Source organism: Photobacterium sp. Alg240-V54, from assembly GCF_900537155.1.
Classification (GTDB): Bacteria; Pseudomonadota; Gammaproteobacteria; order Enterobacterales; family Vibrionaceae; genus Photobacterium.
In genome coordinates this window covers 166,119-190,348 of sequence record NZ_UNRL01000001.1, presented here as the reverse complement: position 1 = coordinate 190,348, position 24,230 = coordinate 166,119, and the positions used below count along the sequence as shown (strand labels likewise).

The window sequence follows — 24,230 nt, the reverse complement described above, 5'->3', positions numbered from 1 at the left end:
TTTGTGTCACTTTGGCACGCAGTTAACAGATAAGGATATTTGTCGCGCAACCGACACCTATCCGAAGAAAAAACATAGGACACCCATAACTTTCGTAATCTATTTTGATCAATTCTGACTGTGCTCCATGAATGGATTTTAATCAGTTGAGCAAAGTATCGCTTGAGATCATCAGTGGTTAACGTATCAGGTGATTTATCTAAATGGTGAGTAATGCGACGAAGTGCACGGCTATAACCATCAATCGCGGCTGGACGTTTACCTTGCAAGGTTAGGTAAGTAACATGTTGTTCATAAAGATAATCTGAACGTTGCTGTTGTTCGTTATTCATCATAAATACTCTATTATAAGGAGTATTTAAGGTGGCTTAATCGCTGTCTGCTTTACTCTGCCGCGTAGCGGCTTCGTTCAATAAATGCATCAACAAGATTTACTACACTCGACATCTCAGGTTGTCGGGTGTTTCTCGTTTTAGGACGTCAATTTTAAGTATAATTGCTTGGTAGTAAACGTGTTATGCAGGCGTTATGTTTACTTTAGCTTATGTGCTATTACAAAAGGATTTGCCAGTTGAAAAAATTTAGAATCGCTGTTGCTTTAACAATGTTTTTATCTCTGTCAGCTAATGCGAATGATGTTGGGTTTAGGAAGATAGATAATGTTTCAAAAGATGGTTTATCTATGGCTGTATTGTATCCAACATCTTCGGAACCAAAGGCTGTAGCTTTTGGACCGTTTAAATTAAACGTTGCAATAGCTGGAGCAATCAAAGATGGTAGTTATCCATTAGCTATTCTATCGCATGGTTCCGGAAGTAGTAGCTTGTCTTATAAGGACATAGCACTTTCTTTAGTTAAGAATGGTTTCATTGTTGTTATGCCTTCGCATCTTCAAAATAATTATTTAGATAATTCGTCAGAAGGCAAGGTAGAGAACTATGTAAATAGGCCGAAGCATATTTCTGCCTCTATAGACAAAGCATTATCAATACCTAGTTTAAGTTCACATATTGATACACAGAGAATTGCTGTATTAGGGCACTCCATTGGTGGTTACAGCGCCCTTGTTGTGTCAGGGGGAGTAGCTAGCACCAAAGAATTAATTGATTTGTGCAAAAATGTGCCAACACTATCAGACCCGTATTGTGCACCAGTGCTTGGAAATTTATTAACTCAAAACGTAATCGTGAACTCTAAAGATGCTCGAATTAGCGCACAAGTATTAATGGCGCCTGTAGGGGCACCATTCTTGGCAAAGAACTCATTTGAGAATGTAAATATTCCTACTTTATTATTAGTTTCTGAGAAAGATGAGGAGTTAACTGAGAAATACAATTTCAACGTAATAAAAAATGGTCTTCAAAATACAGGCTTGTTAACTTATAAAATAATCCCTAATGCCGGCCATTATTCATTTTTAACTGCTTACCCTGATTTTTTAAAAGCTGAGTTAGGTGTAATTGCACAAGATCCTGATGGTTTTAATCGTGTAGAGTTTCAAAAAAATATTGGAAACGAAATAGCTACTTACCTAAATAAAGTAATGTGAACGTAAACATAACAAATAACAATACGTGTCGCGCAGCCGACACCTATTCGAAGTGTTGGACAAGCCTGAACAACCTTATATAAGTAAATATTGCGAATGTCATGAAAGGTGATACTGAAAAGAAGTCGAGCGTTATCCTTGGCGTGAATCAATAATCTTAATGCTTTGATTTAAAATTATCTTTAATTATTACGCGTTAATGCCATTATCCTTATTTTTTTACGTTTTTATTTGGGGCGAAAAACTCCCGCCAATTGCATCACAAAACATAGCGTCAAAACATAGGACACCCATAACTTTCGTAATCTATTTCGATCAATTCTGACAGTGCTCCATGAATGGGTTTTAATCAGTTGAGCAAAGTATCGCTTGAGATCATTAGTGGTTAACGTATCAGGTGATTTATCTAAATGGTGAGTAATGCGACGAAGTGCACGACTATAACCATCAATCGTGGCTGGACGTTTACCTTGCAAGGTTAGGTGGGTAACATGTTGTTCATAAAGATAATCTGAACGTTGTTATTGTTCGTTATTCATCATAAATACCCCATTAAAAGGAGTATTAAAGGTAGCTTAATCGCTGTCTGCTTTATTCTGCCGCGCAGCGGCTTCGTTCAACAAATACATCAACACGATTTGCTACACTCGGCGTTGTCAGTTTGCCTTTAATTTCAGTGATTAAGACAGTAAAATTCAGTTTGGTCTGCATAGTAGCAAACGTGTTATGCAGGCGTTATACGAAATGGACTTAATTAAGTGTATGGAATACTTATGAAAAAAAGCTTTGATATTATAGGCGCACCTTTTAATAAACTTGGGTGTGTGACAACTGAACAAAATACGGTTGATGGTCTTCGTGAAATGGATGAACGTTCATGGGTAGGACTTACTGATTGGGTTCAAGTGAGAACTCAACGCTGGGCTTCAGATATCGTTGATTTAGGTGATGTTGCTGTAACGGCTGAAGTTAAAAGCTTCATTGATAACGGCGATAAAGATAAAGCACTTTATCACTATGCAAATGATTTGAAATCTACACTTTTAAATAGTTATCAGAATAATCGTATTCCTATCACAATTGGTGGCGACCACTCTATTGCGGTTGGCACGTTACAAGCAACGATGGAATTTTACAAAAAAGAACAAGGTAAGAAAGTCGCAGTTGTTTGGGTTGATGCTCATGCCGACATAAATAACGGCTTAGATAGTAATTTGCACGGTAAGCCACTTGCTCTGCTAATGAATCAATATCCTCATAATGAATGGAACATTCCAACTGACCTCGAAGTTAAGCCCGAAGATGTTTACTATATTGGTGTGCGAGATTTAATGCGTAATGAGTTTGACCTAATTAATGAGTTGAACATTACTAATTATGATATGCCATTTATTGAAAAACATGGTTTCAATACTGTTGTTGAAATCCTAATGGCAAAATTAGAACAAGACTATGACCATGTTTATTTGTCATTTGATTATGATGCTTTAGATGGCAGCATATTTCGAGCCTGTGCAACTCCAAATGTAGGTGGTTTAACGGCTAGGGAAGCGTTGCATCTAGTTCATACAATATCTTCTAGTCCTAAATTTGTAGGCGCTGATTTTGTTGAATATATGCCAGAGCTTGATGAAAACGGTGTATCTAAAGAATTAATAGTCAAACTCATTGATGCAGTATGGGGATTCCGTGCGTAATTTCGTATAACAGATAAGGATATGTGTCGTGCAACCGACACCTATCCGAAGTGTTGGACAAGCCCGAGCGGCTTTATATAAGTAAACGAAAGACACGAAAGACAGGACAGCCATAAAAGTGTTAATGGTTCAACGACCATCATTTTTCAACTCGAGCATAGATGGGACATGATTGTTTAATGCCCGCGAGGGCGATAGGGAATCTACTAACCGTGTGTTGAGTTTTTAAAATAAAGGTATGGCTGTCTTATGTTCTGCTGACGACTACTAGTCGAAAACCCAGAAACTAGATAGCAAGTGCCCGATTTTGTGATTATTATCGGGATTAATAATTGAAAATATATCTGATTTATAACGATTTTTATATTATTACGAGATAAATACGGGCGCATGTTCAAAGAACAAATTCGGATAAGTTGTTATATTTTTAATTGGAGTTCAGATGCTTTCTAAGATAAAAACAATCGATGAATTGTATTCAAAAGGTGTCATAAAAAATCAGCTAGAATATTTGAATATTCGTCATTTCAGGCAGTTTAGTCAAAATTTAAGTATAAATTTCGATCACCCCTTGACTATTTTAGTTGGTAAAAATGGGGCGGGTAAGTCAACTCTATTAAAGCTCGTTAAGTCAATGGCTAAAGGTCGTACACCTAATAACTATTTCTTTGAAACAGAGTGGGATAAATTCAATGATCAAGGGGTATCTGAGTTTAGCTACAAACTTGATAACGTTGCCTATAAAGAAATTAATACTCAACATTTTAGCTGGGTTTTTGCTAAAGATGAACAAAGTCTAAACTCAAATAAAGAAATAAAAGACTATTTAGAACAAAATAATAATGGTAAAAGTTATTCAAAAATAGTTGATATCGAATTTAAGTCACTAATAGGTTCTTTTGAGAAAAACACCTTTTTTGATAATCAGACATCTAAAGCAGATTTAAAATCAAAAGTTGATTATGCGAAAAGGGTTACTAAAAAAGTTCAGCAATCGATAGATACAAAAACTAATAATGGTAAAAAAGCTAGAGTTATTAATGTTAGTCAAAGTAATGTTGAAATAATCAATGATATTTTAGGTAAGAACTATACTGAAATAAAAATAATAGAACATAAGTTTTTTAGTGGGACTTGGGGAACCAGTATTATATTTAATTCTATGGATGTATATTCTGAGGCAAACTCTGGAAGTGGAGAATTTATAGTAGCTAATATAGTTAATAAATTGTCATCAATTCCATCAGGCTCACTCTTGTTATTAGATGAACCTGAATTATCCTTGCATTCAGGCGCACAAAAAAAACTATTTTCTTTTTTTCTTGATTTAATAATCAAGAAAAAAATTCAAATTATTATATCTACACATTCTCAATCTTTTGTGGAACATATACCAAGTATATGTGTTAAGAATTTTATTTCTAATCAATCAGGAAAAACGATTATTGAGCAAGGCGTAAATTACCTTAATGCTTTTGATAATTTAGGTGTTAGCTTTGATTGTGTGAGTATTATTGTAGAAGATGACTTGGCTAAAAAGATCTTAGATAAAGTAGCACTTAGTGAAAGATTAGATAAACAATTTAATATAAGGTATTTTTCTGGAGGGGCATCTAGCATAAAGACCTCGCTGATTACAACTTTCTCTAAAGTTGATGATGCTGAAAAATTTATCGTTTTTGATGGTGATATGTTTAAAACTGAGGTGGTTGATTTATCAAAAATCCCAGAGTCAGATAAAACCAAAATCTATCTGGAGGAGCAGATAAAGCTAATTACAGGTATTAATATCAATAATTTTCCTTTTCATGTTGATGGTGGTAAACAAGGTTCAAATAAAGAACAAAGATTAGAACTCTACAAAAAATACATTTCTTTCTATAAAGAAAGAGTTATGTTCTTACCAGAGAAAATACCTGAAGATATTATTTATGATCGGTCATATATATTATGTGCGTTTTCGTTCGTAGATATTAATGAATTGGATTCGATAAAAAACAGTAAAGAAAAGTTCAAAGTGTTATCAGATAAAACAGGTATTCCTGTTGATTCACTATATGATTTATTTATAGGTTGTTTTATATCACAGAAGACAAATAGAACAGAATATTCAAATATTCTTAATCTGCTAAAATCAATATTGTCTTCGAGTAAAGGTATTAAATAAAAATATAACAGATAAGGATATGTGTCGCGCAGCCGACACCTATCCGAAGTGTTGGACAAGCCCGAGTGGTTTTATATAAGTAAATATTGAAAATATTATAAAGTATGATGCTGAAAAGAAGTCGAGCGTTATCCTTGTTGTGAACCAATCAATTTAATTCATTGTTTTATAATTAGTTCCTTTTTAATTATTACGCGTTAAGAAAACATAGGATATCCATAACTATCGTAATCTATGGCGGTACTCTAAAGATAGGACAGCCATAAAAGTGTTAATGGTTCAACGACCATCATTTTTTTACATGGGGCATAGATGGGACACGATTGTTTTAATGCCCGCGAGGGCAATAGGGAATCTACTAACCGCGCGTTGAGTTTTTAAAATAAAGCTATGGCTGTTCTATGTTCTGTTCATTTAGCTTTCAAATATGGTAATCATTCCCTTTGAGTTGTAAACTAATATGATTTCCGCATAAATGTGCGAGGTAAGCATGAAATACGAATTATTAGTTTTAGCTGCAATGACACGATTAGAATCTCCAAATACTCAAGCTATCGTGGCTGCAACTGGGATTTCTGAGCGTAAAGTACAATCCGTAGTTAATTCATTAGTTGAAAATTTAGGCTTAAACATTCAAAGAGAGCGCCAGGGCCGAACTTTCCGTTTTTCTATTAATAGCTGGGGTGTTTTTGAATCAGGGAAAGCGATCCAGTCTCAACTTAATGATATTGATTTAGTTATGCCAAGTAATTCAATGCTTTCTTCTTACGAAGAAAAGCATGCCTATTTCGAGCAAGTTAAAATGGATAACTTTAAAGAGAGTATGCGTTTAGAGGGGCATGATGTTGCTAGTAATTTCGATTTATCACTCGACAGAGAGCAACAACGTCAAATTTTGTTAAACAAATACTCAAACGTAAATTCGTTAGAGGCGCTCAATGGCTGATAAATATGGCACAACACAAGATCCTTATACTTACGAAAATAGTACGGTTCTTGTTAATAAGCTAAATATCAACAATGAAGCGGTATTAGAGGCTGCAGAGCGTGATTTAACAACGTTAGCTGCAATGTATATAGAGTTTCAATTGCCTCCTTACGATTTCAGCTATCTGCGTTCAATTCATCATATGTTATTTTCCGATCTATTTGAATGGGCTGGCGAGTTAAGAATGATTGATATTTCAAAGGGAAATACACGTTTCTGTAATGTAGCTAGGATTGAAAAAGAAGCAAATAATCTATTTTCAATGTTAGAAAAAGATAAGTATTTAGTAGATCTACCATACGATGAATTTGTTACTAAGTTAGCTGAGTATTATTGCGATATTAATGTTTTACATCCATTCCGTGAAGGAAATGGTCGTGCCCAACGTTTGTTGTTTGAGCATATTGCAATCAACTGTGGTTACAATATTAATTTTTCTGGTACTACTTCTGATCAGTGGGTAGCCGCAAATATCCATGGTTATCATTGTAATTATGTGCCAATGAAAGAGCTGTTTTCTGTTTGTGTAACTAAAGCGGAAAAGCGCAGTTAACCAAATAACAATATGTGTCGCGTAGCCGACACCTATGCGAAGTGTTGGACAAGCCCGAACAACCTTATATAAGCAAATATTGCGAATGTCATGAAAGGTGATGCTGAAAAGAAGTCGAGCATTATCTTTATTATTTTTCGTTTTTATCAGAGTCTAAAAATTCCCGCCAATTGCATCACATGCAGGCAGCATAGATAAAAGGTTGCGCCGTTAAACGGATGGCAAGCTAAAATTCGCTATGCTTTCTATGCATAATATTGTTGTGTTTTATTCATTTGTTTCGTTTTTTTGTTTTCTCTATCATGCGCGTTCTTTTTTAACGCATGGTGTTCACTATAAATATCAACACATTAATACGATCACAATCTATCAGCGCCCAATTGTTAAGAATGGCACTGTTACTCGCTGTAACTTTAGTCGCTGTTCATCATTGTCAGCCTTTGTTAGACGCATTAGCAACTAATGCAACGAGCGGAGGATGCCACCAACAAAATAGCGTCACGGCTACAGATAAACCAATCCATTGCCATCAACACGAACAATAAATAGAGCACAATCAATGAGTATTTTCCGTTTCCCGCCATTAGTTTGGCTGGGTATTGGTATTTTAATTTTTAGCTTAGGTATACGACAATCTTTTGGTATTTTTATGATGCCAATTTCAGAGACGTTTGGTACTGGACGTGAATTCTTTAGTTTTGCAATTGCCCTTCAAAATCTTCTTTTTGGTATGTTTCAACCCTTTATTGGTATGGCTGCAGATCGCTTTGGCTCTCGTCGTATCATCATTGGTGGCGCAATTGCTTATAGCTTAGGTTTGTATTTAACCTCAATTGCCACAGAGCCTAGTATGCTTTATTTAAGTATTGGCATGCTTATTGGTTTAGGCTTAAGTGCAACGAGTTATGTAATAATTTTAGGTGCCGTTGCTCAAGTCGTGCCTGCTGAGCATACTGCAAAGGCCTTTGGTCTGACAACGGCTGCGGGTTCATTTGGTATGTTTGCGGTGATCCCTGGTGCTCAAGCTTTATTACATAACTTTGACTGGCAAACAGCGATGCAAATTTTTGCATTAAGCTGTTGTGTTATGGTTGCTTTTGCTTCTTTTATGAAAGTCAGTAAAACCACTGCTGCGAATGCGCCGATTGTTGATAATTCACAAACATTAAAAGAGGCGTTAAAAGAAGCCTTTACCAATAAAAACTATTGGTTGATCCACATGGGATTTTTTGTGTGTGGTTTTCATGTCATGTTTATCGCTACCCATTTACCGAGTTACCTTGGTGATAAAGGGTTACCTGCTCAAACAGCAGCGATGGCCTTAGCATACGTAGGGGTCTTTAATATTTTTGGCTCTTATTTTTGGGGCATCATGGGGGATAAATATGATAAACGTTATGTAATGACAGCCTTGTACTTAGTACGTACTGTCGTTATTGCTGCCTTTATTACTGTCCCTGTGACGGAAATCACTGCTGTTATTTTTGGTGGTGCGATTGGTTTTTGTTGGCTAGGTACGGTGCCATTGACATCAGGATTAGTTCGTCAGATCTTTGGTGCACGTTATTTATCAACACTATACGGATTAGTCTTTTTTACTCATCAAATTGGTAGCTTCCTTGGTGCGTGGGTTGGTGGACGAATTTATGACTTTTACGGTTCATATACCCCAATTTGGTGGTTAACGGTTGTAATGGCATTTATCGCAGCTTTAATTCACTTACCTATAAATGATAAGCCAGTATTACGATTGCAGTTACAGATGCAAAAGAGCTAATAAATCCCCTTTTCTTTAAGGCAAAGATAAGACTAAAAAAGACAGGACAGCTATATGTTTATATGGCTGTCCTTTTTTATATTTTATATAGTAACAGACACATTGATATATATGACGTTATTTTAAATTTATAAATATTAAAGGCTAGTTGATAGGAAAAAGCGATTAACAATACAGCTTTTTATGATTATGAGATATTTAAATTTCGTGGTATAGGTATTTTTAAGGGAGTGTTTATGCTATTGAGTAATTAAGAGAAACTATATGGAAATAAAAAATGACAGTACGTGTATGACTCGCTGTGACAATATTACATATAGAGCGCCTAAGTTTCATATTCGTGGTTTTGTGGAATACTTTCTTTGGAAGGATGAATTTAATGAAAAGTATATTCAAATTGTTTCAAAAGAAATTGGCCATGATGTTTCTTTAGATGAGGAATATTATTTCTTTTCAATCAGGCAATATAATAATGGTATTTTTTTAGGTAGTCTTTGGGGGCTTGATAGACATTTAAATAAGAAAAAAATCACAAGTATCAAGCTGTTATTGACATTGAAAGCTGTAATTCAACATTATAATCAATTAGACAATACATAAAAAATATTAAATGTGTACTGAGTGAAGTTTCCCATGACTGTCATTTATTAAGGAATGATTATATCGGGAAGTGAGTTTTTTATAAAATAATAATCAAACAGTGAAATTTTATATCCTGCCACTATGTCTAGTTATAAATTAATACTCTAGATAGACACTGTGCTTTTGGGGAAGTGTTAGCTATGAAAACATCTATATTAATTACCAAGAAAGTGAAATATCAATTACAAAAAAAACTACAAGAAGTTAGAGTTGCTATTCTTTGCGGTAATAAAGAAAAACTGCCTCAACTCTTGATTGAACTAGAATCTGAGCAGAAAAAATTTGAACAAAGTTATTCAAAGAAAAAATGGTAACCATCTACTAATGTTCAATAATTCTAACAATCATTGCTAATCGCACCGTTATTTTGAACATTTCAATATTCTCTTTCCTATTCATATTGCGCAGTAATACATTGCGCAATATGAGATCTAACGGCGGATAATATCGGTTGTATTAGCGATGTTAACACCTAAAGCGAGCATTCTTTCAACAAAGGCTTGTGCTTGTTTTTCAAAGCCAGCAACAGCGCTGGTGGTATCAATGAGAATCGTTAATTTACGAATGTCATCGCGCGGTAGCTTGTCGATCATTTGCTCTACGGTGCTGGCGACGCAGTGAGATAGCGCCTGTCCTGAGATAAAAACACGATCACTCTGTACGACTAATGTTGCTAATTGGGGATCAAACTGGGTCTTTATATCATCATGGAGTGGGTATTCAGCCTCACATCCTCCATAGTGCTCAGTATGTGGGTTTTCACCTTTAGATATGGTGTGACGTGAAATGTTTTTCTGCTTCTCCCAATTCTCAATCGCTGTTTGAATTGGGGCTACAACGGTATGACCAACTGAATCAATAACACAGTGTGTTGGCCAAATAATGAGGCTGTATTTACCTGTTTGCTCAAGAGACTGAGTATATTCAAGTACATGGTTAAGTTGTTTTAGGTCGGTTGGCTGCCACAGACCATCAACAATATCTTGATAGCTAATAAGCGTAAATGGGGCTGGGTGTTGGCCAAGCTTATTTTGCCAATAAATCGCGTGTGCAATATCGTACTCATGGTGGCTATCAAGGGTTACCACGATATTGTTGATGTTAGTTTGTTGCTGATGAATAAAGCGAGCCAATCGTTGCGCGTCTTCCCATGAATGGGGAACAGGAAGGGCGGGAGAGATTGTCTGTGTGGCTACATTACGTTGCTCATGTAATGGAACATCATAAAAGTCATACTGAGGATCAATAATAAGTAATGATGTGATTGTTTGATGCATTGCACACTCCTTTATGCTTTGAGTTATTAATGAGTAACAGATAGTAATAAAACCGATTAAATATACGTGGGTGAGCGGTAATTGGAAAGAAATAACATAACTATCTCAATGTTTAAATAGGGACTATTAATATGCATTTTGATTGGTAAGCATTCAAGAATCAAATTCAATGCCAATAATATAGATCTTTAAATATATTTTACTGAATAGATTGTTAAACCACGTAAATAAATGTGGTTAATTGTATTGATTTTGTAAAGTTAGTTTTCATTTATCGTAATTAATAATAGTTGATAAACGGTAACGATAATCAATATCATTAGCATCTTTGTTGCAATCATTCAGGGAATAGATAATGAAAAAAACACCTATCGCAATCGCATCAACGTTAATTTTGTTTTCAGCCACTGCAATTTCTCAAGAATACCCTTTAGGCCAGCCGACAATTAAAGATGGAATGGAAATACAAGGGGTTTATTTACAGCCGATTACCATGGATATGGAAGGAACGGGTATGGATCAACTACCCGCGAGTAAGGCTGACGTTCATTTAGAAGCAGATATTCATGCTGTTGAAGAAAACCCAAATGGATTTGCAGAGGGAGATTGGATTCCATATCTAACGATTAAATACTCGGTTACTAAACTAGGTGATAAAGAAACCACACAGTCCGGTATGTTTATGCCAATGATTGCTAGTGATGGCCCACACTACGGTAAAAATATTAAACTTGATGGTAAGGGAAAATATAAAGTGAGTTTTACCATTTATCCACCTTCATATAATAAGAATGCCCCATTTTTCCGTCATATAGATAAAGAGACTGGTGTTGCCCCTTGGTTTAAGCCTTTTGATGTATCGTGGGAATTTAATTATGCCGGTGTTGGACGTAAAAGTAGTTATTAATCGTTATATATAAATAAAAAGGGAAGGTTCGACTTCCCTTATTTTTATTAATTAAGTTAATTTGAGGCAAAATGAAAAAGTATATTCCTTTTATTATTCTATCATTTTATTTATTTTCGCCAATATCTGTTTATGCAGCTGAAAAATACACGGTTTATTTGGAAATTAATAATGGTGAGTTTATTCCTCCTGTCTTAAATGTGCCGACTAATAAAATCATAAGAATTAAAATTTCAAATATAGGTAATCAACCTGCAGAATTTGAAAGTACTCAATTACGCAAAGAAAAGGTGTTAGCACCAGGTGCAAGTTCTGTAGTGATTATTGCTCCTCTTAGACAAGGAACATACACCTTTTTTGATGATTTTCACTTAGAAAATTTACACGGGAAAATTATAGCTAAAGAGCCAAGCCAATGAAGGGACAAGTCTTATTTGTAATTTGGCGTGAAAGTATTGAAGCCTTACTTTTAATTGGCATTATTTACGCGTGGATCAAGCAGCATGTCGATAGCCAAAGTGGCTTACGTTACCTGTGGAGTGGAATAGCCATTGGTATTGGATCTTCTATTTTATTAGCACTGCTTATTTATGGTGTTTTTAATGTGTTAAACGATACAGAACAATCATTGTTTATGATTATTATGGAGTTTACTGCCTGTATATTGATTGTTCAAATGGTCTATTGGATGAATAGTCACAGTCAGTCAATGAAGTCTGATATTGTTTCTGGATTAGAACAGCAAACTGAAAAACAAAACTGGTGGGGGGTTACGTTTATTGTTGCGATTGCGATTGCGCGTGAAGGTAGTGAAATTGTAGTGTTCTTATCAGGTTTTATTATGTCTCTTAATGCAACTAATGCGATTGATTTCTTTACAGAAGTCGCTGGAGGAATTGCAATTGCTGCGTTGACATTATATTTATTCTCATTGGTTAATCATTATGTTCCCTGGCGTATATTCTTTAATGTTACCGGAGTTGTATTGTTATTCCTTGCTGTATCGCTATTACTTAAAGGTGTAGAAGAGGGCATTAATTTACTGCTTGAATATGATTATCCTATTCCTGATTTTCTTTATTTACCCGCTTGGAATTCAACCGGAATCATTGATGATTCTAGCGTCGTTGGTAATTTGTTAAATGCATTTTTTGGTTATCGTTCACAGCCAATTTGGTTAAGCGTCATTGTATTTATTGCGTACTGGATGGCTATCTCTGCTCTGTTTTTACGGAGAAAAAAGCATGCGTAATAAAACGACTATTTCAATTGCATATTTAATGATTGGGTTATTGCTTTCACAAGTAGCTGTCGCAAAAGCCTTGCGATCTCCGGTACAAACTGGCAATGAGATTATTATTGCTAAGGGTGATATTCTAACCCCTGAAAAATATCAGAAAATAACTACGCAGTATATGGATTATACTGTCAAAAATATTCATAACGCGATTGAACAGTTAAATCATTTAAAGCAAAGCCTAAAAAATAATGATGTGAGAGTAGCGCAGATGGCTTATATTCAAGCACATCAATATTATGAAACGGTTCGGCCTATTGTGATAATATTTGGTCATACCGATCGAATTATTAATTCACGTTCAAATGATTTTCTTGCTGGAGTGAAGGACTACCGTTTCAAAGGCTTTCATCTGGTTGAATATTTGCTTTTTGATCAACAGAACAATCAAGCAACTTTGAATGCTGTTGATGAATTATTGATGAATTTAAATGATGTAAAGCGAAGAGTTGAAACAGAACAGGTTGATATTGTAAAACTGATCCAATCATCCGCCGATTTTCTTGAAATGATATTAGAAACCAAACTTGCTGGTAAAGAAAATATCTATAGTGATTCTGATTTGACTGATATTGCTGCTAATGTAAAAGGTTCTCAATATATCATTGATGACATTATACCTTTTCTACCACACTCAACATCAGCGCCAATAATGAAAAATTTTAATAAAATCACTGAAATTCTAGATAACTATAAAATTAAGACCAATGAATATAAACCTTATGACGATTTAAGTGATAAAGATAAAGCGGCGTTATTTTCTGTATTAACACAGCAGGCTTATTTATTAGCAACACTAAGGGCAACATTAAACCTTGATGTGTATTACAAATATCAATATTAAAATAGGGGAATAAAACAAATGAAAACACCATCAAGTTTTAAATTATCTAGACGTAATGCATTAAAAACATTGGTTATTGGTAGTGCTGTTTTTACTGTTCCTGCAATAGTGGCACAAGAGCGTGAGCATGAAAGCCATTATAAAAAAAAGATTGATTATCAAGGTTTTCATCAAGCTGGAGTGATTACGAAAGAACAAAAAAATGTTTCTTTTATTAGCTGTAACGTAACTGCTATGACATTAGCTGAGCTGAAGATGTTATTTAAAGTGCTGACTGCAAGAATTGCTTATTTAACTCAATCTAACAATTTAGTCGTGAATGCTAATGATAAGATGCCACCTTTCGAGTCAGGAATGCTGGGTGAACATTTAGATCCAGATTCACTGACTGTGACGGTTTCTTTGGGGGCGAATTTATTTGATTCTCGGTTTGGATTAAAGCAATTAAAGCCGCGCCATCTAGTAGAAATGAAAAGTTTTCCTAATGATCAGTTAGATCCTAATTGGTGCGGAGGAGATATTGGGCTGCAGATTTGCGCTAATAGTCCCGAGAGTGTGGTTTACGCTTTACGTGATATTTTACAACATACGAGTATGTATATAGTCCCACGCTGGAAAATGGACGGTTTTTTACCTTCGCGTGATATTGATAATAAAACAACACCAGTGAATTTGTTTGGGTTTAAAGATGGTACCGGTAATGCGCCAGCGAATAATACGGATTTGATGGATGATTTAGTGTGGGTTACAGCTAAGGATAAAGAGCCCGATTGGTGTATTGGTGGATCATATCAAGCGGTTCGTTTGATCCGTTTTAATCTTGAATTTTGGGATAGGACACCTTTAGAAGATCAAGAGAATGACTTCGGTCGCCATAAAATAACAGGTGCTCCTATTGGAATGAAACATGAGCATGACTCGCCTGAGTATGAGACAGATCCACATGGTGATCGCATTTTGTTTAATTCACATATCCGCAGAGCAGAGCCTCGTAACCCTGAACGATACACAGCAAAATTACGCCGACGAAGTTACAGTTACTCACTTGGGATCAATAATTTTGGTATGTTGGATATGGGGCTTATTTTTATCTGTTACCAAAAAAATCTTCAAAAGGGCTTCATAGATACTCAAAAAAGGCTCAATGGAGAACCTCTAGAACGTTATATCAAACCTTTTGGTGGTAGTTATTATTTTGTACTGCCAGGAGTGAAAGCAAACGATGACTACCTTGGTCAAGCGTTATTTAATGATGTTTAATGGGGACAACCAATACAGTGCCGATTCTAGCTAGCCATTACACTAATCTTCGTGTTGCTTATGTGAGCTATTTACCGATGTGTCGTTATTTATGTATAAAAAACATATGGCTGTCCCAGCGTCTTTGATCTTCTATTTTAGTCCATTAGTAGCAATAAATTCCCTTTAAGTATTTATTTTGATTTAACATTATCTTCGAAATTAATGACTTATAGCATTGAATTTCTCATTAAAATTTCATTGGAAATTCCTATTAGTGCTATTGATATTAACAATTATGCATTTTGAATATATCAATATACTTTTGCAGCGAAGTAAAAATTCGTCAGATACAGATATCTGTGTTCATGGAATATTTTTATAAGGGAAATAATTATGCGAACGTCAAATAATATATTGTTAATAACGACAGTGTTAGTCAGTGCCTCTTTACAAGCTCAAACACTAACAAAAGATAATGGTGCTCCTGTTGGCGATAATCAGAATTCAATAACTGCTGGTGCAAATGGCCCTGTACTGCTTCAGGATGTTCAGCTCATTCAAAAACTTCAGCGTTTTGCAAGAGAGCGTATTCCAGAGCGTGTTGTTCATGCTCGAGGTACTGGCGCACACGGTGAGTTTGTTGCAACATCTGATTTTTCAGAGTTAACATCGTCTGCACCTTTTGCAGATAAAGGCAAGAAAACCCCTGTTTTTGTTCGTTTTTCAACAGTGATCCATTCTAAGGGCTCTCCTGAAACATTACGAGATCCTCGAGGCTTTGCGACTAAATTTTATACTGAACAGGGAAATTGGGATTTAGTTGGTAATAACTTGCCAGTATTTTTTATACGTGATTCGATTAAATTTCCTGATATGGTGCACTCTTTAAAACCATCACCTATCACTAATATACAGGATCCAAATCGCTTTTTTGATTTCTTTAGTTTACAACCTAGTGCCACCAATATGCTGACATGGGTTTATAGTAATTTAGGTACGCCTGCTAGCTATCGAACAATGGATGGATTTGGTGTTCACGCATATAAATGGATAAATAAGCAAGGCGATGTTAATTATGTTAAATTTCAATGGAAAAGCCAACAAGGTGTAAAAAGTCTTAGACCTAATGAAGTTACTGAGATTCAAGGTAAAGATTTTAACCATTTAACCAACGATCTGTACACAGAGATAAAAGCTGGTAACTATCCTAAATGGGATCTATACGTAAAAGTATTATCTCCAGAGCAAATGAGTAAACTTGAATATAACGGATTAGATGCAACTAAATCATGGTTAAATATTCCGGATAAAAAAGTAGGCACGATGACCTTAAATCGTGTTCCTGATAATTTCTTTTTAGAAACGGAACAAGCTGCTTTTGCACCATCTAATTTAATTCCTGGTATTGAACCATCTGAAGACCGTTTATTACAAGGGCGTTTGTTTGCTTACGCTGATACGCAAATGCATCGTGTTGGAGTTAATCAATTTCAATTACCGATAAATCGTCCATTAGCTCAAGTGAATAACTATAATCAAGATGGATTTAGTAATAACGCTAACCATGATTCAAATATTAACTATGAGCCAAGTAATAATATAAAGTTATCAGAAGATCAGCAGTATAAAAATGTTGAAACAAAACTGAGCGGTGTGACTCAACAAAAAGCGATCGCTAATCCGCGTGATTTTTATCAAGCAGGTGTTTTTTATAGAAGTCTGAGTGAGCAAGATAAAACAGATCTTATTCATAATCTCTCTGGTGATCTAAATAAAGTTAATAATGAAGCAATAAAAATTAAAATGGTGAGTTATTTTTATTTAGCAGATGAAAACTATGGAATGCGCTTAGCAAAAGCGACAAATGTTCCATTAGATAAAATAATGAACAAAAGTAAATAAATAATATTAACTTACAAAGAATATTGCTAATTTCCCCCGATTAGTATCTTTGTAAGTTTCTTATTTTTTAGAGGTTAAGAAAATGAAAAATATTATTTATATGACGTTTTCTCTGCTGTTATTAGCGTCATCAAATTTTGCAATGGCCTTAGAAAATCATAAAAAAGATGCTGATCAGTTAATCCAATTATTCTTTGATGCTGCTAGAATTGGAAATAATGAAGTATTGCATGAATTTATTTATGCTGGATTTCCTCTCAATGAGCCCAACAGTCAGAGCTATACCGCATTGATGGTTGCAGCTTATTATGGTAATGAATCATCAGTCGATTTATTACTTAAAGAAGGCGCTAATGCTTGTATTGAGGATAAAAGAGGCAATACTGCTTTTATGGGCGCTTTAATCAAAGGTGAAGTGAATATAGCAAGGAAGTTATATAAGGCTGATTGTCGTTATGGTGATCATCGAAATAAATCAGGACTAAGTCTGACTGAATTTGCTACTTTATTTGGACAACAAAAAGTACTAGAAACATTTAATCAACCGCCGTTGTAGGATAATTAATAAAAGGAATAAAAAACATGAAAAAAATACTACTATCAGCTTTAATCTTAGCCTCTGCGAGTGCAAGTGCTGCGGATCTTTCTGTTAAGATGACAGATCTTAATACTGGTACAATGGTCGGGACTATATCGGCACAGCAAACAAAATATGGTGTTGTTTTTACTCCACATTTAACCGGATTACCAGCAGGCTTACATGGTTTTCATGTTCATGTTAATCCATCATGTGATACGACAGAAAAAATGGGTAAAGTTGTTTTAGGTGGAGCAGCGGGAGGGCACTATGATCCTATGAACACTAATAAACACGGTTATGCATGGACGGACGATAACCATCTAGGTGATTTACCCCCTCTTTATGTCGACATGAAAGGTAATGTTGAGCAACCTGTTTTAGCACCTAGATTAACGTTGGCTGATTTAAAAGGCCGAGCATTAATGATTCATGCTGGTGGTGATAACCATTCAGATCACCCTAAACCTCTTGGTGGTGGTGGCGCACGTATGGTTTGTGGCGTAATTAAGTAATAAATGATATAGCCATAATATAATCAAAACTATTATGGCTATGTTTAACTATTTACTTATTAACTGAGTTATTAGCTAAACAAGCTGTTGTTTAATCTATGTTAAATTCTCAAAATAAATGTAATACTGACGATATTGTTATCATTATTTAATATTATAATCCATTGAACCTATCCTTAATTAAATCTTCTATCCTTTCGGCAATGCCATTCTTGTTATTATTTAGTGCTGGTATTGTTGACGCAATTGGTTTTATCCATCTTAAAAATGGTCTATTTGTATCCTTCATGAGCGGTAATACAACCCATGTGGCAATGTTGTTGTCCAGTCATCAATATGGACAATCAATATCTTATATAGGAGTGATTTTGCTATTTGTTAGCGGGATCACTGTTGGTGAGATGATTGCTGTATTGCAGAAAAAAAATTATCGTTGGCTGGTGATGAGTGCTGTTTCTATATTGTTATGTAGCGCTATTTTTATCGAAAAAATTACCGTTCCAATGGCAACTAACTTTGTACTCGCTTTTGCGATGGGGCTACAAAATATTGCATTAAGGATCACAATCAGTAAGGCGATGCCATTAACCTTTGCAACTGCTTTTCTCGCAAATACAGGCCGAGAACTGGCGTTATTATTGCTTGGACAAGGTGATAAACAGTTATTTTTAAAGCAACTTAGCTTATGGCTTGCTATTTTTATTGGTGCGATAGTCGGTAGTAATTTAATGGCGTTCTCATTAAATTACGCATTAGTCGTACCTGTTGTATTGTGTTTGTGTATTACAGGATTACTTTTTTGGTTAAAAGATCTAACCAATGACGATTAATTGACTATTTTAAATAATATTCTGCTTTTCTATAACCATTCAATTATCTAATTAAGTGAACAAATTTATACACCTATATATTAATAACCATAAAGATGTGTAGTGAACCAAGCTATTATCGTAATTGTAGAATGCATATAGTGGAAAGGTTAAGAATAAAATAAAGGGTTGCGACAATACGCCGCAACCCTTTGTTTAAAATATACTTCTGACTAAGAGAGTATATTAATAAGGTAATTCACCAGCTTTATCTAACTCGTTGTAAACATCAACAAATAGTTTTGCAAAGTGGATTTCTTTCCAGTTACATGGCACTGGAGGACAACCGTCATACCAACTGTTACCAATTTGCTCACCGAGGTATAGAGCAAAGTCATACATTTCACCTCGTTCAACTTTATCTAGTTCACCATCGGATAAGCCAAAGACGGTACCAGCACTCTTACCAAAGCTGAATGTATCTTGGAATCCAGACTGCTTGCGGTAATTAACAAAACCATTTGAATTTAAGGTCTTATCAAGTAAATCGGCATACAGGGCGTCGGTATTAAATGTCGTGCCATACAGGAACATATCATGGCCATATGTTTCTTTATAATTCAGCAGCTTATTTTTGAAATTATCACTTGAAACAATATAAGCAACATTTGAGATTAACTCAATATGACGTTTAATACTATTTGCATCCCACGGCTTTTCTGCAACAGGATTCGTGAGTAATTGATTGGTAAATGTGACGTCCCAAGTTGCATCTATTTTATTTAACTTATCCAACAACGGATGTTTAGTGGCTGTGCTGTAACGTGCATCAATCAAATGCTGTGTGCCGTAATGGCCGTATGTGTTACCTACACCGTCAAGCGTGCTTAACATTTTGGTATAATTATAAACGCCACGTCCATCAACAGTATTAAAGCTGTTGTCTACATTAAGATCAGCAAGTGGCAATGTAATACGGGTGTAAGCTGGAAGTTTATCTAACTGAGCTAAACGCGCCCAACTATGTTGACTATGTGCACGAATATCAAGATCTAGCTGCTGGAGATCGACTTCAGTGAAGTTCGTTATTTCAACGGTATGGCGGTCAACAAGACGGACATTAACCATTGAGCCCATATTGGCAGAAATTGACCATAAACCTTCGTTAAGGCCATCTTGTAATACTTTACGAACGTTGGCTGTATGTGGCAAATCATCAAATGCTAATTGCGCTGTAGGTACATATGCATTTGGCGTAAACGTAAGTGTATCTAATTTATCCAGTGCAACTGTTTCAATGATCGAATTGGTTAAAGAAACAATTTCATTATCACGAACCAGCAAGTCATTACCGTTTACCCAAAAATGATCAATAAGATAAACCGCTTTTTCTGCGTCTTTAAATTGGTAATCATTGGCAATAAATTGTTGAATATCATACATAGCAAAACGCGTAGTCGATTCGACATATTGGCCATTATTTTCTTTTACGAAAACATAGTTACCATTGGCATCCATTGCTTCAACGCCACCTAGGTTTTTATGTATTGGTTGTAGCGTTACACCTTGTGATAGCGATGCTAAATCATAGACAGCAGAGCCTTGAGTGCCGCCGGCAATGAGTTTAGTGCCAATAAATTCAAGTGAAGTAGGGTGACCATGGGCATAACTTAAGTAAGCAAATGGTTGTAGTGATTGTGTTTCACCATTTTTTAGTGGGACATGTTGATAAACGGTGATTTTTTCAGCATCGGCAACCAAAATATACTGGTTATTGATAGCGATTTTCGCCTGACCTGTATGCTGAACAGCATAAGAATACTGGTATTGGCTATTTTCACCATTAAAAACATCAATGCGATTATGGGCGCTAATAGCAGAGACAAATAACTGTGATTTGTAGCTACGTAAATCGTCTAAGCCTTTGTACGGTTGATCTTCACTAATCCCAAAGATTTTAGTGGTTGTATTTTCTTTGGTGTCATAAATACCCACCATTGGAACATCATATTGACTATTTTCTGCTGTAGGTGATTGTGCCACAATAATCTTGTCGCCAATATTTTCAATCGATACCATATTAGCGTATTCTGCATTAACACCAAATTTATACGGTGCAAGGTGAGTTGCATCTAATGGTTCGTTTGTTTCTGAGCCAACAAAACAAGTCAGTGCTTCATTTAATACATAATTAGTATCTAAATGACCATCGGGTAAATATTCAAGTACACAACCATTATCCCAGTCATAATTTCCCCACTCTTTATTAACAACAACGACACCGCCTTCATACATGGAGAATTCCCAGCTTTGATCAAAGAAACTGAATAAATTTCGGGTCGCACTATCATCAGCCCAATTACGCAGTGGTACGATAGGTGTACCATGCTGTTGATCTATTTCATAATTAACGCCATTTAATTCAATGAATTTTCTACCGTTTTTAAAGAAATAAAAGTCAGGATTATTAGCAAAAGATTTTAGCTCCTGAACACGCTGAACCATTTTATTTGCCATTTCGTTCATGATTTGAACGTACTTAACCTGACTAGCACTATCAAGATCTGGCGTGATTTCTGGAATAGGAGGTGGAGGCAATACTTCTTCTGGAACAGTGTCTGATTCTAATTCAGCAATAAAGATCCATGGTGATTCCCAAGTATTTTGAGTGATGTTAGCAGGCGATTCATTTGCATTTGCCCACCATTGAGCTTCAAAAAGATTGCCATTGAGTTGTACTTGTTCTTTGGCTGAATAACTTTTGTTTGGATCATATGTTTCTGTGGCATATACCGATCCAGATGCAGTTAGTAACATTGCTATAGATAATAAGTTTCTACGCATATAGAACTCCATAAAATTAATAATAGGATAACGTGGTGAATGATAGATAACAGCTACATTGCAGTTGTTAGCTGCAGAGCGTTACCGTCAAACTCATATATAAGTAATTCCTTTACTTGCCAATATATATACTTATATTTCGTTAGTCTCTATTTTTTGCTTTTATTTTTTGTTTTTTTAAGAAGTCAATTGATTCGATGAATTATTGAAAATATTAGGCTGTTGTTGCTGTTTTTTGAGAATAGTGTCACAAATTTATTTTTACTGAAATGTCGAAAAAATAATTACCACACAATAATATGCCATTTGGTTTATATGCTGACTGTTAGCTGTTAATATTGAATATCAGCTGGCTGGTTGAATTTTGACCATGAATGTAGTGAAACAAAAGGATTTGTTATGAAGATTTTTTTTGGTTTTTTTTTGGTTACATTATCATTTAGTTCAATGGCAAATGAAATAGAAGCGCCATTTGGTTTCGTATGGGGGCAATCGTATCAACAAATTAGCAGCAAAGTATTATTAACTGATTGTTCTACAAGAAAACATTTAATGATGTGTGAAACAACACAACCGATTAAAAAAGTCTCTTATGGTGAGCGTTATATCGTTGTCATCGATCATAAGCATGGGCTCCAAAAAGTAATCCTTGTTAGTCGAAATATTACCAGCGATAAATTAGGTGCTGAAGGAAAAGCGTTATACAGCCAAATAAAGAAAAGCTTAACTAAAAAATATTATCCTCCTCAAGTTACTGATTATTCAGCTAGTGATAACGATAGTGATAGCGCGTTCTATCAATGCTTAAAGTCTAATGATTGTGGTAGCTGGTTGTCTCATTGGAATGGAAAGGATGGCAGCCAGGCAATGGTTGAGTTGAAAGGCTTATCCGATGGCAGAGGGTATTTAATGATGACATACCACTCAAGTAAGTGGGAGCAGATCATCAAATTTGTAAGCATCGAAAGAAGGAAATCTGACTTTGATGCATTATAGTCGTCCAGATATTCTTGGTTATTATAAACATTACCTGTTAATTGTCTTTATTAGATAAAATATTGAATTTAGTTATTTAAAGAAACAAAGTATTACATAGCTACGGTATACTAAAAAAAAGCAGCATAAAATAGATTATATTCGTGGATTTAATCACCTTTTTTGTTGATTTTTTCGTTGAATAAATAATTAAACTCACTATAGAATGTGATGGTTATGTTACAGATGTAATAACCAATTTATCTGACTTGCATGGAATGAATAATGAGTAAGTCATATAAGATACATTAATCATAAGGAAATGACGATGCAGTGGGATGACGTAAATGGCCCAAGATCTTTCTTTGGCAAAGCACCGGTTGATATTTATAAACCTATTGAAATAGGTGAAACTGCAAAACTCCGCTCAAATAGGCATGAAATTAAAGTTAAAATTGTCGATTGTCAGTCTGATTTTATGAAAGGTGAAGTGATTGAAATGAGTGCTGATCTCGAACTAGAGATGCTTGTTCAGGGTGATATGGTTAATTTTACCCCTCAAAACATTGTGACGTTATACCGTAATTAGTAAAACAATACATCATCTCTGATAGATATAATGATTATATTGGAGATGATCTATTATTAATGTACTTAAAGGATGAAGTTAGTGGTGGGTATAAGTAAATCTGGTGCTGAACGTTATGGTAAAATGTTTGCGCAATTAACCGATGAGTCATGGTTATTCGGTGTTATTGTTGCTGCTGTATTTTTAGTGATTACATTATGCTTAAGTTACAGCATTGTTTATTATCTGCCTCTTTATCAACCAACATCAGAATCCGTCATTGCAATAATGGCAACGTTAAGGCCATTAATGTTTGTGTTCCCCGTTATTACTGCAGGGTTAACGTTTGCTGCTAGTTTTAGAGCGGTAAAATCTTATTTAAATACCAAAGCGACTTCATAAGAATTGTCGATGATATTTTATTTATTAAAAAACAAAGTTACTAGTGTTCTCTGGTTGTTAATATTGTAATTTAATTGTTTTCTTGGTGTGTGGGTTGTGGTGTGGTGATTTAATTAGCCACTTTTATAGATAATAATGACACATTTTAGAATATTAAAGGTTTTAATTTGTGACTATTAATTTGTTTTAGTTGTGAATAATTGCTCGTTTTCGAGTTAATTTACGTTACGATAGCGGCAATTTTTAGCTTGTTTATTTGATGAGATCATGAATATAAAAAAGGCTCTTCCTTACCTGTTTGTTACCCTTAGTTTTTTCGGTAGCCTATCAACGGCTCATGCTTATGACCAAATTACACTAGGGCGTACTATTTTACTTGAAATTGGTAACCATGGCGCAAAAATTCCTTTAATAGTATGCCGTAATACTGATGCGATTAAAGTAAAAGCAGAGCGTAATTTACGTCTTGAGCGTATAAAAGTAACGTTTAGAAACGGTGAGACACGTAATATTTCGTTTTATCGTGATCTTAAAAAGAATCAAGAAACAAGCTGGCGTAAATTCTCATACAAGCGTTGTGTGAAGAAGTTAGAAGTGTTTGGTAATTCTGACGGTACTCGTGCTGGCGTTAAAGTATTTGGTCGTCAAAAATAAATTAGTAGATTAATATAAAAACGCCATACAACTGCTTAATAGGT

General features: G+C 35.1%; 23 protein-coding genes and 2 pseudogenes. 21 read left to right on the top strand and 4 right to left on the bottom strand.

All coding sequences use genetic code 11. From position 1 onward, the window contains the following. Positions 1–92: 92 nt before the first annotated feature. Positions 93–332, bottom strand: a pseudogene (locus G6R09_RS00925) (phage integrase N-terminal SAM-like domain-containing protein); the annotation flags it as partial. 239 nt (positions 333–571) lie between these two features. On the opposite strand from G6R09_RS00925, the gene G6R09_RS00920 reads away from it, so the two are divergent. After that, entirely contained in the window at positions 572–1,549 is a 978-nt protein-coding gene (locus G6R09_RS00920) for a hypothetical protein (protein ID WP_065176576.1), read from the top strand. Positions 1,550–1,848: 299 nt separating this feature from the next. On the opposite strand, the pseudogene G6R09_RS00915 reads toward G6R09_RS00920, so the two are convergent. After that, a pseudogene (locus G6R09_RS00915) lies at positions 1,849–2,070 on the bottom strand (phage integrase N-terminal SAM-like domain-containing protein); the annotation flags it as partial. 252 nt (positions 2,071–2,322) lie between these two features. Here G6R09_RS00915 and G6R09_RS00910 point away from each other — a divergent pair. The 7 genes from G6R09_RS00910 (at position 2,323) to G6R09_RS00880 (ending at position 9,687) form a co-directional block, all read left to right on the top strand. Then, positions 2,323–3,246, top strand: a complete 924-nt coding sequence (locus tag G6R09_RS00910) for an arginase family protein (protein WP_163920063.1) — start codon at positions 2,323–2,325, stop codon at positions 3,244–3,246. A gap of 442 nt (positions 3,247–3,688) precedes the next feature. Then, positions 3,689–5,413 (top strand): AAA family ATPase, encoded by a 1,725-nt coding sequence (locus G6R09_RS00905; protein ID WP_163920061.1) that lies wholly within the window; start codon positions 3,689–3,691, stop codon positions 5,411–5,413. Positions 5,414–5,903: 490 nt separating this feature from the next. After that, a complete protein-coding gene (locus G6R09_RS00900; protein ID WP_012535201.1) occupies positions 5,904–6,359 on the top strand; it encodes a YhfG family protein in 456 nt (151 codons plus the stop codon). Then, the gene (locus G6R09_RS00895) at positions 6,352–6,954 is read left to right on the top strand and encodes a putative adenosine monophosphate-protein transferase Fic (protein ID WP_163920059.1); all 603 of its coding nucleotides are present in this window, start codon (positions 6,352–6,354) and stop codon (positions 6,952–6,954) included. Before G6R09_RS00900 ends, G6R09_RS00895 begins: the two co-directional genes overlap by 8 nt. 559 nt (positions 6,955–7,513) lie before the next feature. Next, positions 7,514–8,731 carry an MFS transporter gene (locus tag G6R09_RS00890; RefSeq protein WP_065167674.1) on the top strand — a complete coding sequence of 406 codons (1,218 nt, stop codon included), beginning with the start codon at positions 7,514–7,516 and terminating at the stop codon, positions 8,729–8,731. Between the two features lie 264 nt (positions 8,732–8,995). Beyond that, entirely contained in the window at positions 8,996–9,331 is a 336-nt protein-coding gene (locus G6R09_RS00885; protein WP_163920057.1) for a hypothetical protein, read from the top strand. Positions 9,332–9,513: 182 nt separating this feature from the next. After that, the gene (locus G6R09_RS00880) at positions 9,514–9,687 is read left to right on the top strand and encodes a hypothetical protein (protein WP_156673539.1); all 174 of its coding nucleotides are present in this window, start codon (positions 9,514–9,516) and stop codon (positions 9,685–9,687) included. Positions 9,688–9,804: 117 nt separating this feature from the next. Here G6R09_RS00880 and G6R09_RS00875 read toward each other — a convergent pair whose 3' ends face one another. Then, complete coding sequence (locus G6R09_RS00875) at positions 9,805–10,650, bottom strand: hypothetical protein (protein WP_163920055.1); 846 nt, start codon at positions 10,648–10,650, stop codon at positions 9,805–9,807. 355 nt (positions 10,651–11,005) lie between these two features. Between G6R09_RS00875 and G6R09_RS00870 the strand changes: the two genes are divergently transcribed. The 9 genes from G6R09_RS00870 to G6R09_RS00830 all read left to right on the top strand — a co-directional run bounded on the left by G6R09_RS00870 (position 11,006) and on the right by G6R09_RS00830 (position 18,764). Beyond that, positions 11,006–11,557, top strand: a complete 552-nt coding sequence (locus G6R09_RS00870) for an iron transporter (RefSeq protein ID WP_163920054.1) — start codon at positions 11,006–11,008, stop codon at positions 11,555–11,557. Between the two features lie 71 nt (positions 11,558–11,628). Further along, entirely contained in the window at positions 11,629–11,976 is a 348-nt protein-coding gene (locus G6R09_RS00865; protein WP_163920052.1) for a cupredoxin domain-containing protein, read from the top strand. Continuing rightward, complete coding sequence (locus G6R09_RS00860) at positions 11,973–12,809, top strand: FTR1 family protein (RefSeq protein ID WP_163920050.1); 837 nt, start codon at positions 11,973–11,975, stop codon at positions 12,807–12,809. The genes G6R09_RS00865 and G6R09_RS00860 overlap by 4 nt, the downstream gene beginning before the upstream one ends. Continuing rightward, positions 12,745–13,698, top strand: coding sequence for an EfeM/EfeO family lipoprotein (locus G6R09_RS00855; RefSeq protein ID WP_240345678.1), 954 nt, complete (start codon positions 12,745–12,747; stop codon positions 13,696–13,698). The genes G6R09_RS00860 and G6R09_RS00855 overlap by 65 nt, the downstream gene beginning before the upstream one ends. A gap of 18 nt (positions 13,699–13,716) precedes the next feature. After that, complete coding sequence (efeB, locus tag G6R09_RS00850; RefSeq protein WP_163920048.1) at positions 13,717–14,958, top strand: iron uptake transporter deferrochelatase/peroxidase subunit; 1,242 nt, start codon at positions 13,717–13,719, stop codon at positions 14,956–14,958. 375 nt (positions 14,959–15,333) lie between these two features. Next, a complete protein-coding gene (locus G6R09_RS00845) occupies positions 15,334–16,842 on the top strand; it encodes a catalase (protein ID WP_163920046.1) in 1,509 nt (502 codons plus the stop codon). An 82-nt stretch (positions 16,843–16,924) separates the two neighbouring features. Further along, entirely contained in the window at positions 16,925–17,398 is a 474-nt protein-coding gene (locus G6R09_RS00840; RefSeq protein ID WP_163920044.1) for an ankyrin repeat domain-containing protein, read from the top strand. A gap of 26 nt (positions 17,399–17,424) precedes the next feature. Then, positions 17,425–17,934: a superoxide dismutase family protein gene (locus G6R09_RS00835; RefSeq protein WP_163920042.1), complete on the top strand. Its 510-nt coding sequence runs from the start codon at positions 17,425–17,427 to the stop codon at positions 17,932–17,934. 203 nt (positions 17,935–18,137) lie between these two features. Then, positions 18,138–18,764, top strand: coding sequence for a YoaK family protein (locus tag G6R09_RS00830; RefSeq protein ID WP_065167663.1), 627 nt, complete (start codon positions 18,138–18,140; stop codon positions 18,762–18,764). 225 nt (positions 18,765–18,989) lie between these two features. Here the strand turns inward: G6R09_RS00830 and G6R09_RS00825 are convergent, their stop codons facing one another. Then, on the bottom strand, positions 18,990–21,587 hold the full coding sequence (locus tag G6R09_RS00825; RefSeq protein WP_163920040.1) for a hypothetical protein: 2,598 nt from the start codon (positions 21,585–21,587) through the stop codon (positions 18,990–18,992). Between the two features lie 399 nt (positions 21,588–21,986). Here G6R09_RS00825 and G6R09_RS00820 point away from each other — a divergent pair, with 399 nt between their 5' ends. The 4 genes from G6R09_RS00820 to G6R09_RS00805 all read left to right on the top strand — a co-directional run bounded on the left by G6R09_RS00820 (position 21,987) and on the right by G6R09_RS00805 (position 24,186). Continuing rightward, positions 21,987–22,583, top strand: a complete 597-nt coding sequence (locus G6R09_RS00820) for a hypothetical protein (protein WP_163920038.1) — start codon at positions 21,987–21,989, stop codon at positions 22,581–22,583. 307 nt (positions 22,584–22,890) lie between these two features. Next, positions 22,891–23,151 (top strand): hypothetical protein, encoded by a 261-nt coding sequence (locus tag G6R09_RS00815; protein WP_065167660.1) that lies wholly within the window; start codon positions 22,891–22,893, stop codon positions 23,149–23,151. Between the two features lie 84 nt (positions 23,152–23,235). Then, positions 23,236–23,532 carry a hypothetical protein gene (locus tag G6R09_RS00810; RefSeq protein WP_163920036.1) on the top strand — a complete coding sequence of 99 codons (297 nt, stop codon included), beginning with the start codon at positions 23,236–23,238 and terminating at the stop codon, positions 23,530–23,532. Positions 23,533–23,799: 267 nt separating this feature from the next. Further along, entirely contained in the window at positions 23,800–24,186 is a 387-nt protein-coding gene (locus G6R09_RS00805; RefSeq protein WP_065167658.1) for a DUF2541 family protein, read from the top strand. The last annotated feature ends 44 nt before the right edge of the window (positions 24,187–24,230 follow it).

Bases quoted from the DNA above. Each gene is read 5' to 3' on its own strand.
- efeB (WP_163920048.1), top strand. From the start codon at position 13,717: ATGAAAACACCATCAAGTTTTAAATTATCTAGACGTAATGCATTAAAA.
- G6R09_RS00830 (WP_065167663.1), top strand. From the start codon at position 18,138: ATGCCATTCTTGTTATTATTTAGTGCTGGTATTGTTGACGCAATTGGT.
- G6R09_RS00845 (WP_163920046.1), top strand. From the start codon at position 15,334: ATGCGAACGTCAAATAATATATTGTTAATAACGACAGTGTTAGTCAGT.
- G6R09_RS00910 (WP_163920063.1), top strand. From the start codon at position 2,323: ATGAAAAAAAGCTTTGATATTATAGGCGCACCTTTTAATAAACTTGGG.
- G6R09_RS00825 (WP_163920040.1), bottom strand. From the start codon at position 21,587: ATGCGTAGAAACTTATTATCTATAGCAATGTTACTAACTGCATCTGGA.
- G6R09_RS00860 (WP_163920050.1), top strand. From the start codon at position 11,973: ATGAAGGGACAAGTCTTATTTGTAATTTGGCGTGAAAGTATTGAAGCC.
- G6R09_RS00870 (WP_163920054.1), top strand. From the start codon at position 11,006: ATGAAAAAAACACCTATCGCAATCGCATCAACGTTAATTTTGTTTTCA.
- G6R09_RS00905 (WP_163920061.1), top strand. From the start codon at position 3,689: ATGCTTTCTAAGATAAAAACAATCGATGAATTGTATTCAAAAGGTGTC.
- G6R09_RS00805 (WP_065167658.1), top strand. From the start codon at position 23,800: ATGAATATAAAAAAGGCTCTTCCTTACCTGTTTGTTACCCTTAGTTTT.
- G6R09_RS00890 (WP_065167674.1), top strand. From the start codon at position 7,514: ATGAGTATTTTCCGTTTCCCGCCATTAGTTTGGCTGGGTATTGGTATT.
- G6R09_RS00820 (WP_163920038.1), top strand. From the start codon at position 21,987: ATGAAGATTTTTTTTGGTTTTTTTTTGGTTACATTATCATTTAGTTCA.
- G6R09_RS00815 (WP_065167660.1), top strand. From the start codon at position 22,891: ATGCAGTGGGATGACGTAAATGGCCCAAGATCTTTCTTTGGCAAAGCA.
- G6R09_RS00865 (WP_163920052.1), top strand. From the start codon at position 11,629: ATGAAAAAGTATATTCCTTTTATTATTCTATCATTTTATTTATTTTCG.
- G6R09_RS00840 (WP_163920044.1), top strand. From the start codon at position 16,925: ATGAAAAATATTATTTATATGACGTTTTCTCTGCTGTTATTAGCGTCA.
- G6R09_RS00835 (WP_163920042.1), top strand. From the start codon at position 17,425: ATGAAAAAAATACTACTATCAGCTTTAATCTTAGCCTCTGCGAGTGCA.
- G6R09_RS00895 (WP_163920059.1), top strand. From the start codon at position 6,352: ATGGCTGATAAATATGGCACAACACAAGATCCTTATACTTACGAAAAT.
- G6R09_RS00885 (WP_163920057.1), top strand. From the start codon at position 8,996: ATGGAAATAAAAAATGACAGTACGTGTATGACTCGCTGTGACAATATT.
- G6R09_RS00880 (WP_156673539.1), top strand. From the start codon at position 9,514: ATGAAAACATCTATATTAATTACCAAGAAAGTGAAATATCAATTACAA.
- G6R09_RS00900 (WP_012535201.1), top strand. From the start codon at position 5,904: ATGAAATACGAATTATTAGTTTTAGCTGCAATGACACGATTAGAATCT.
- G6R09_RS00875 (WP_163920055.1), bottom strand. From the start codon at position 10,650: ATGCATCAAACAATCACATCATTACTTATTATTGATCCTCAGTATGAC.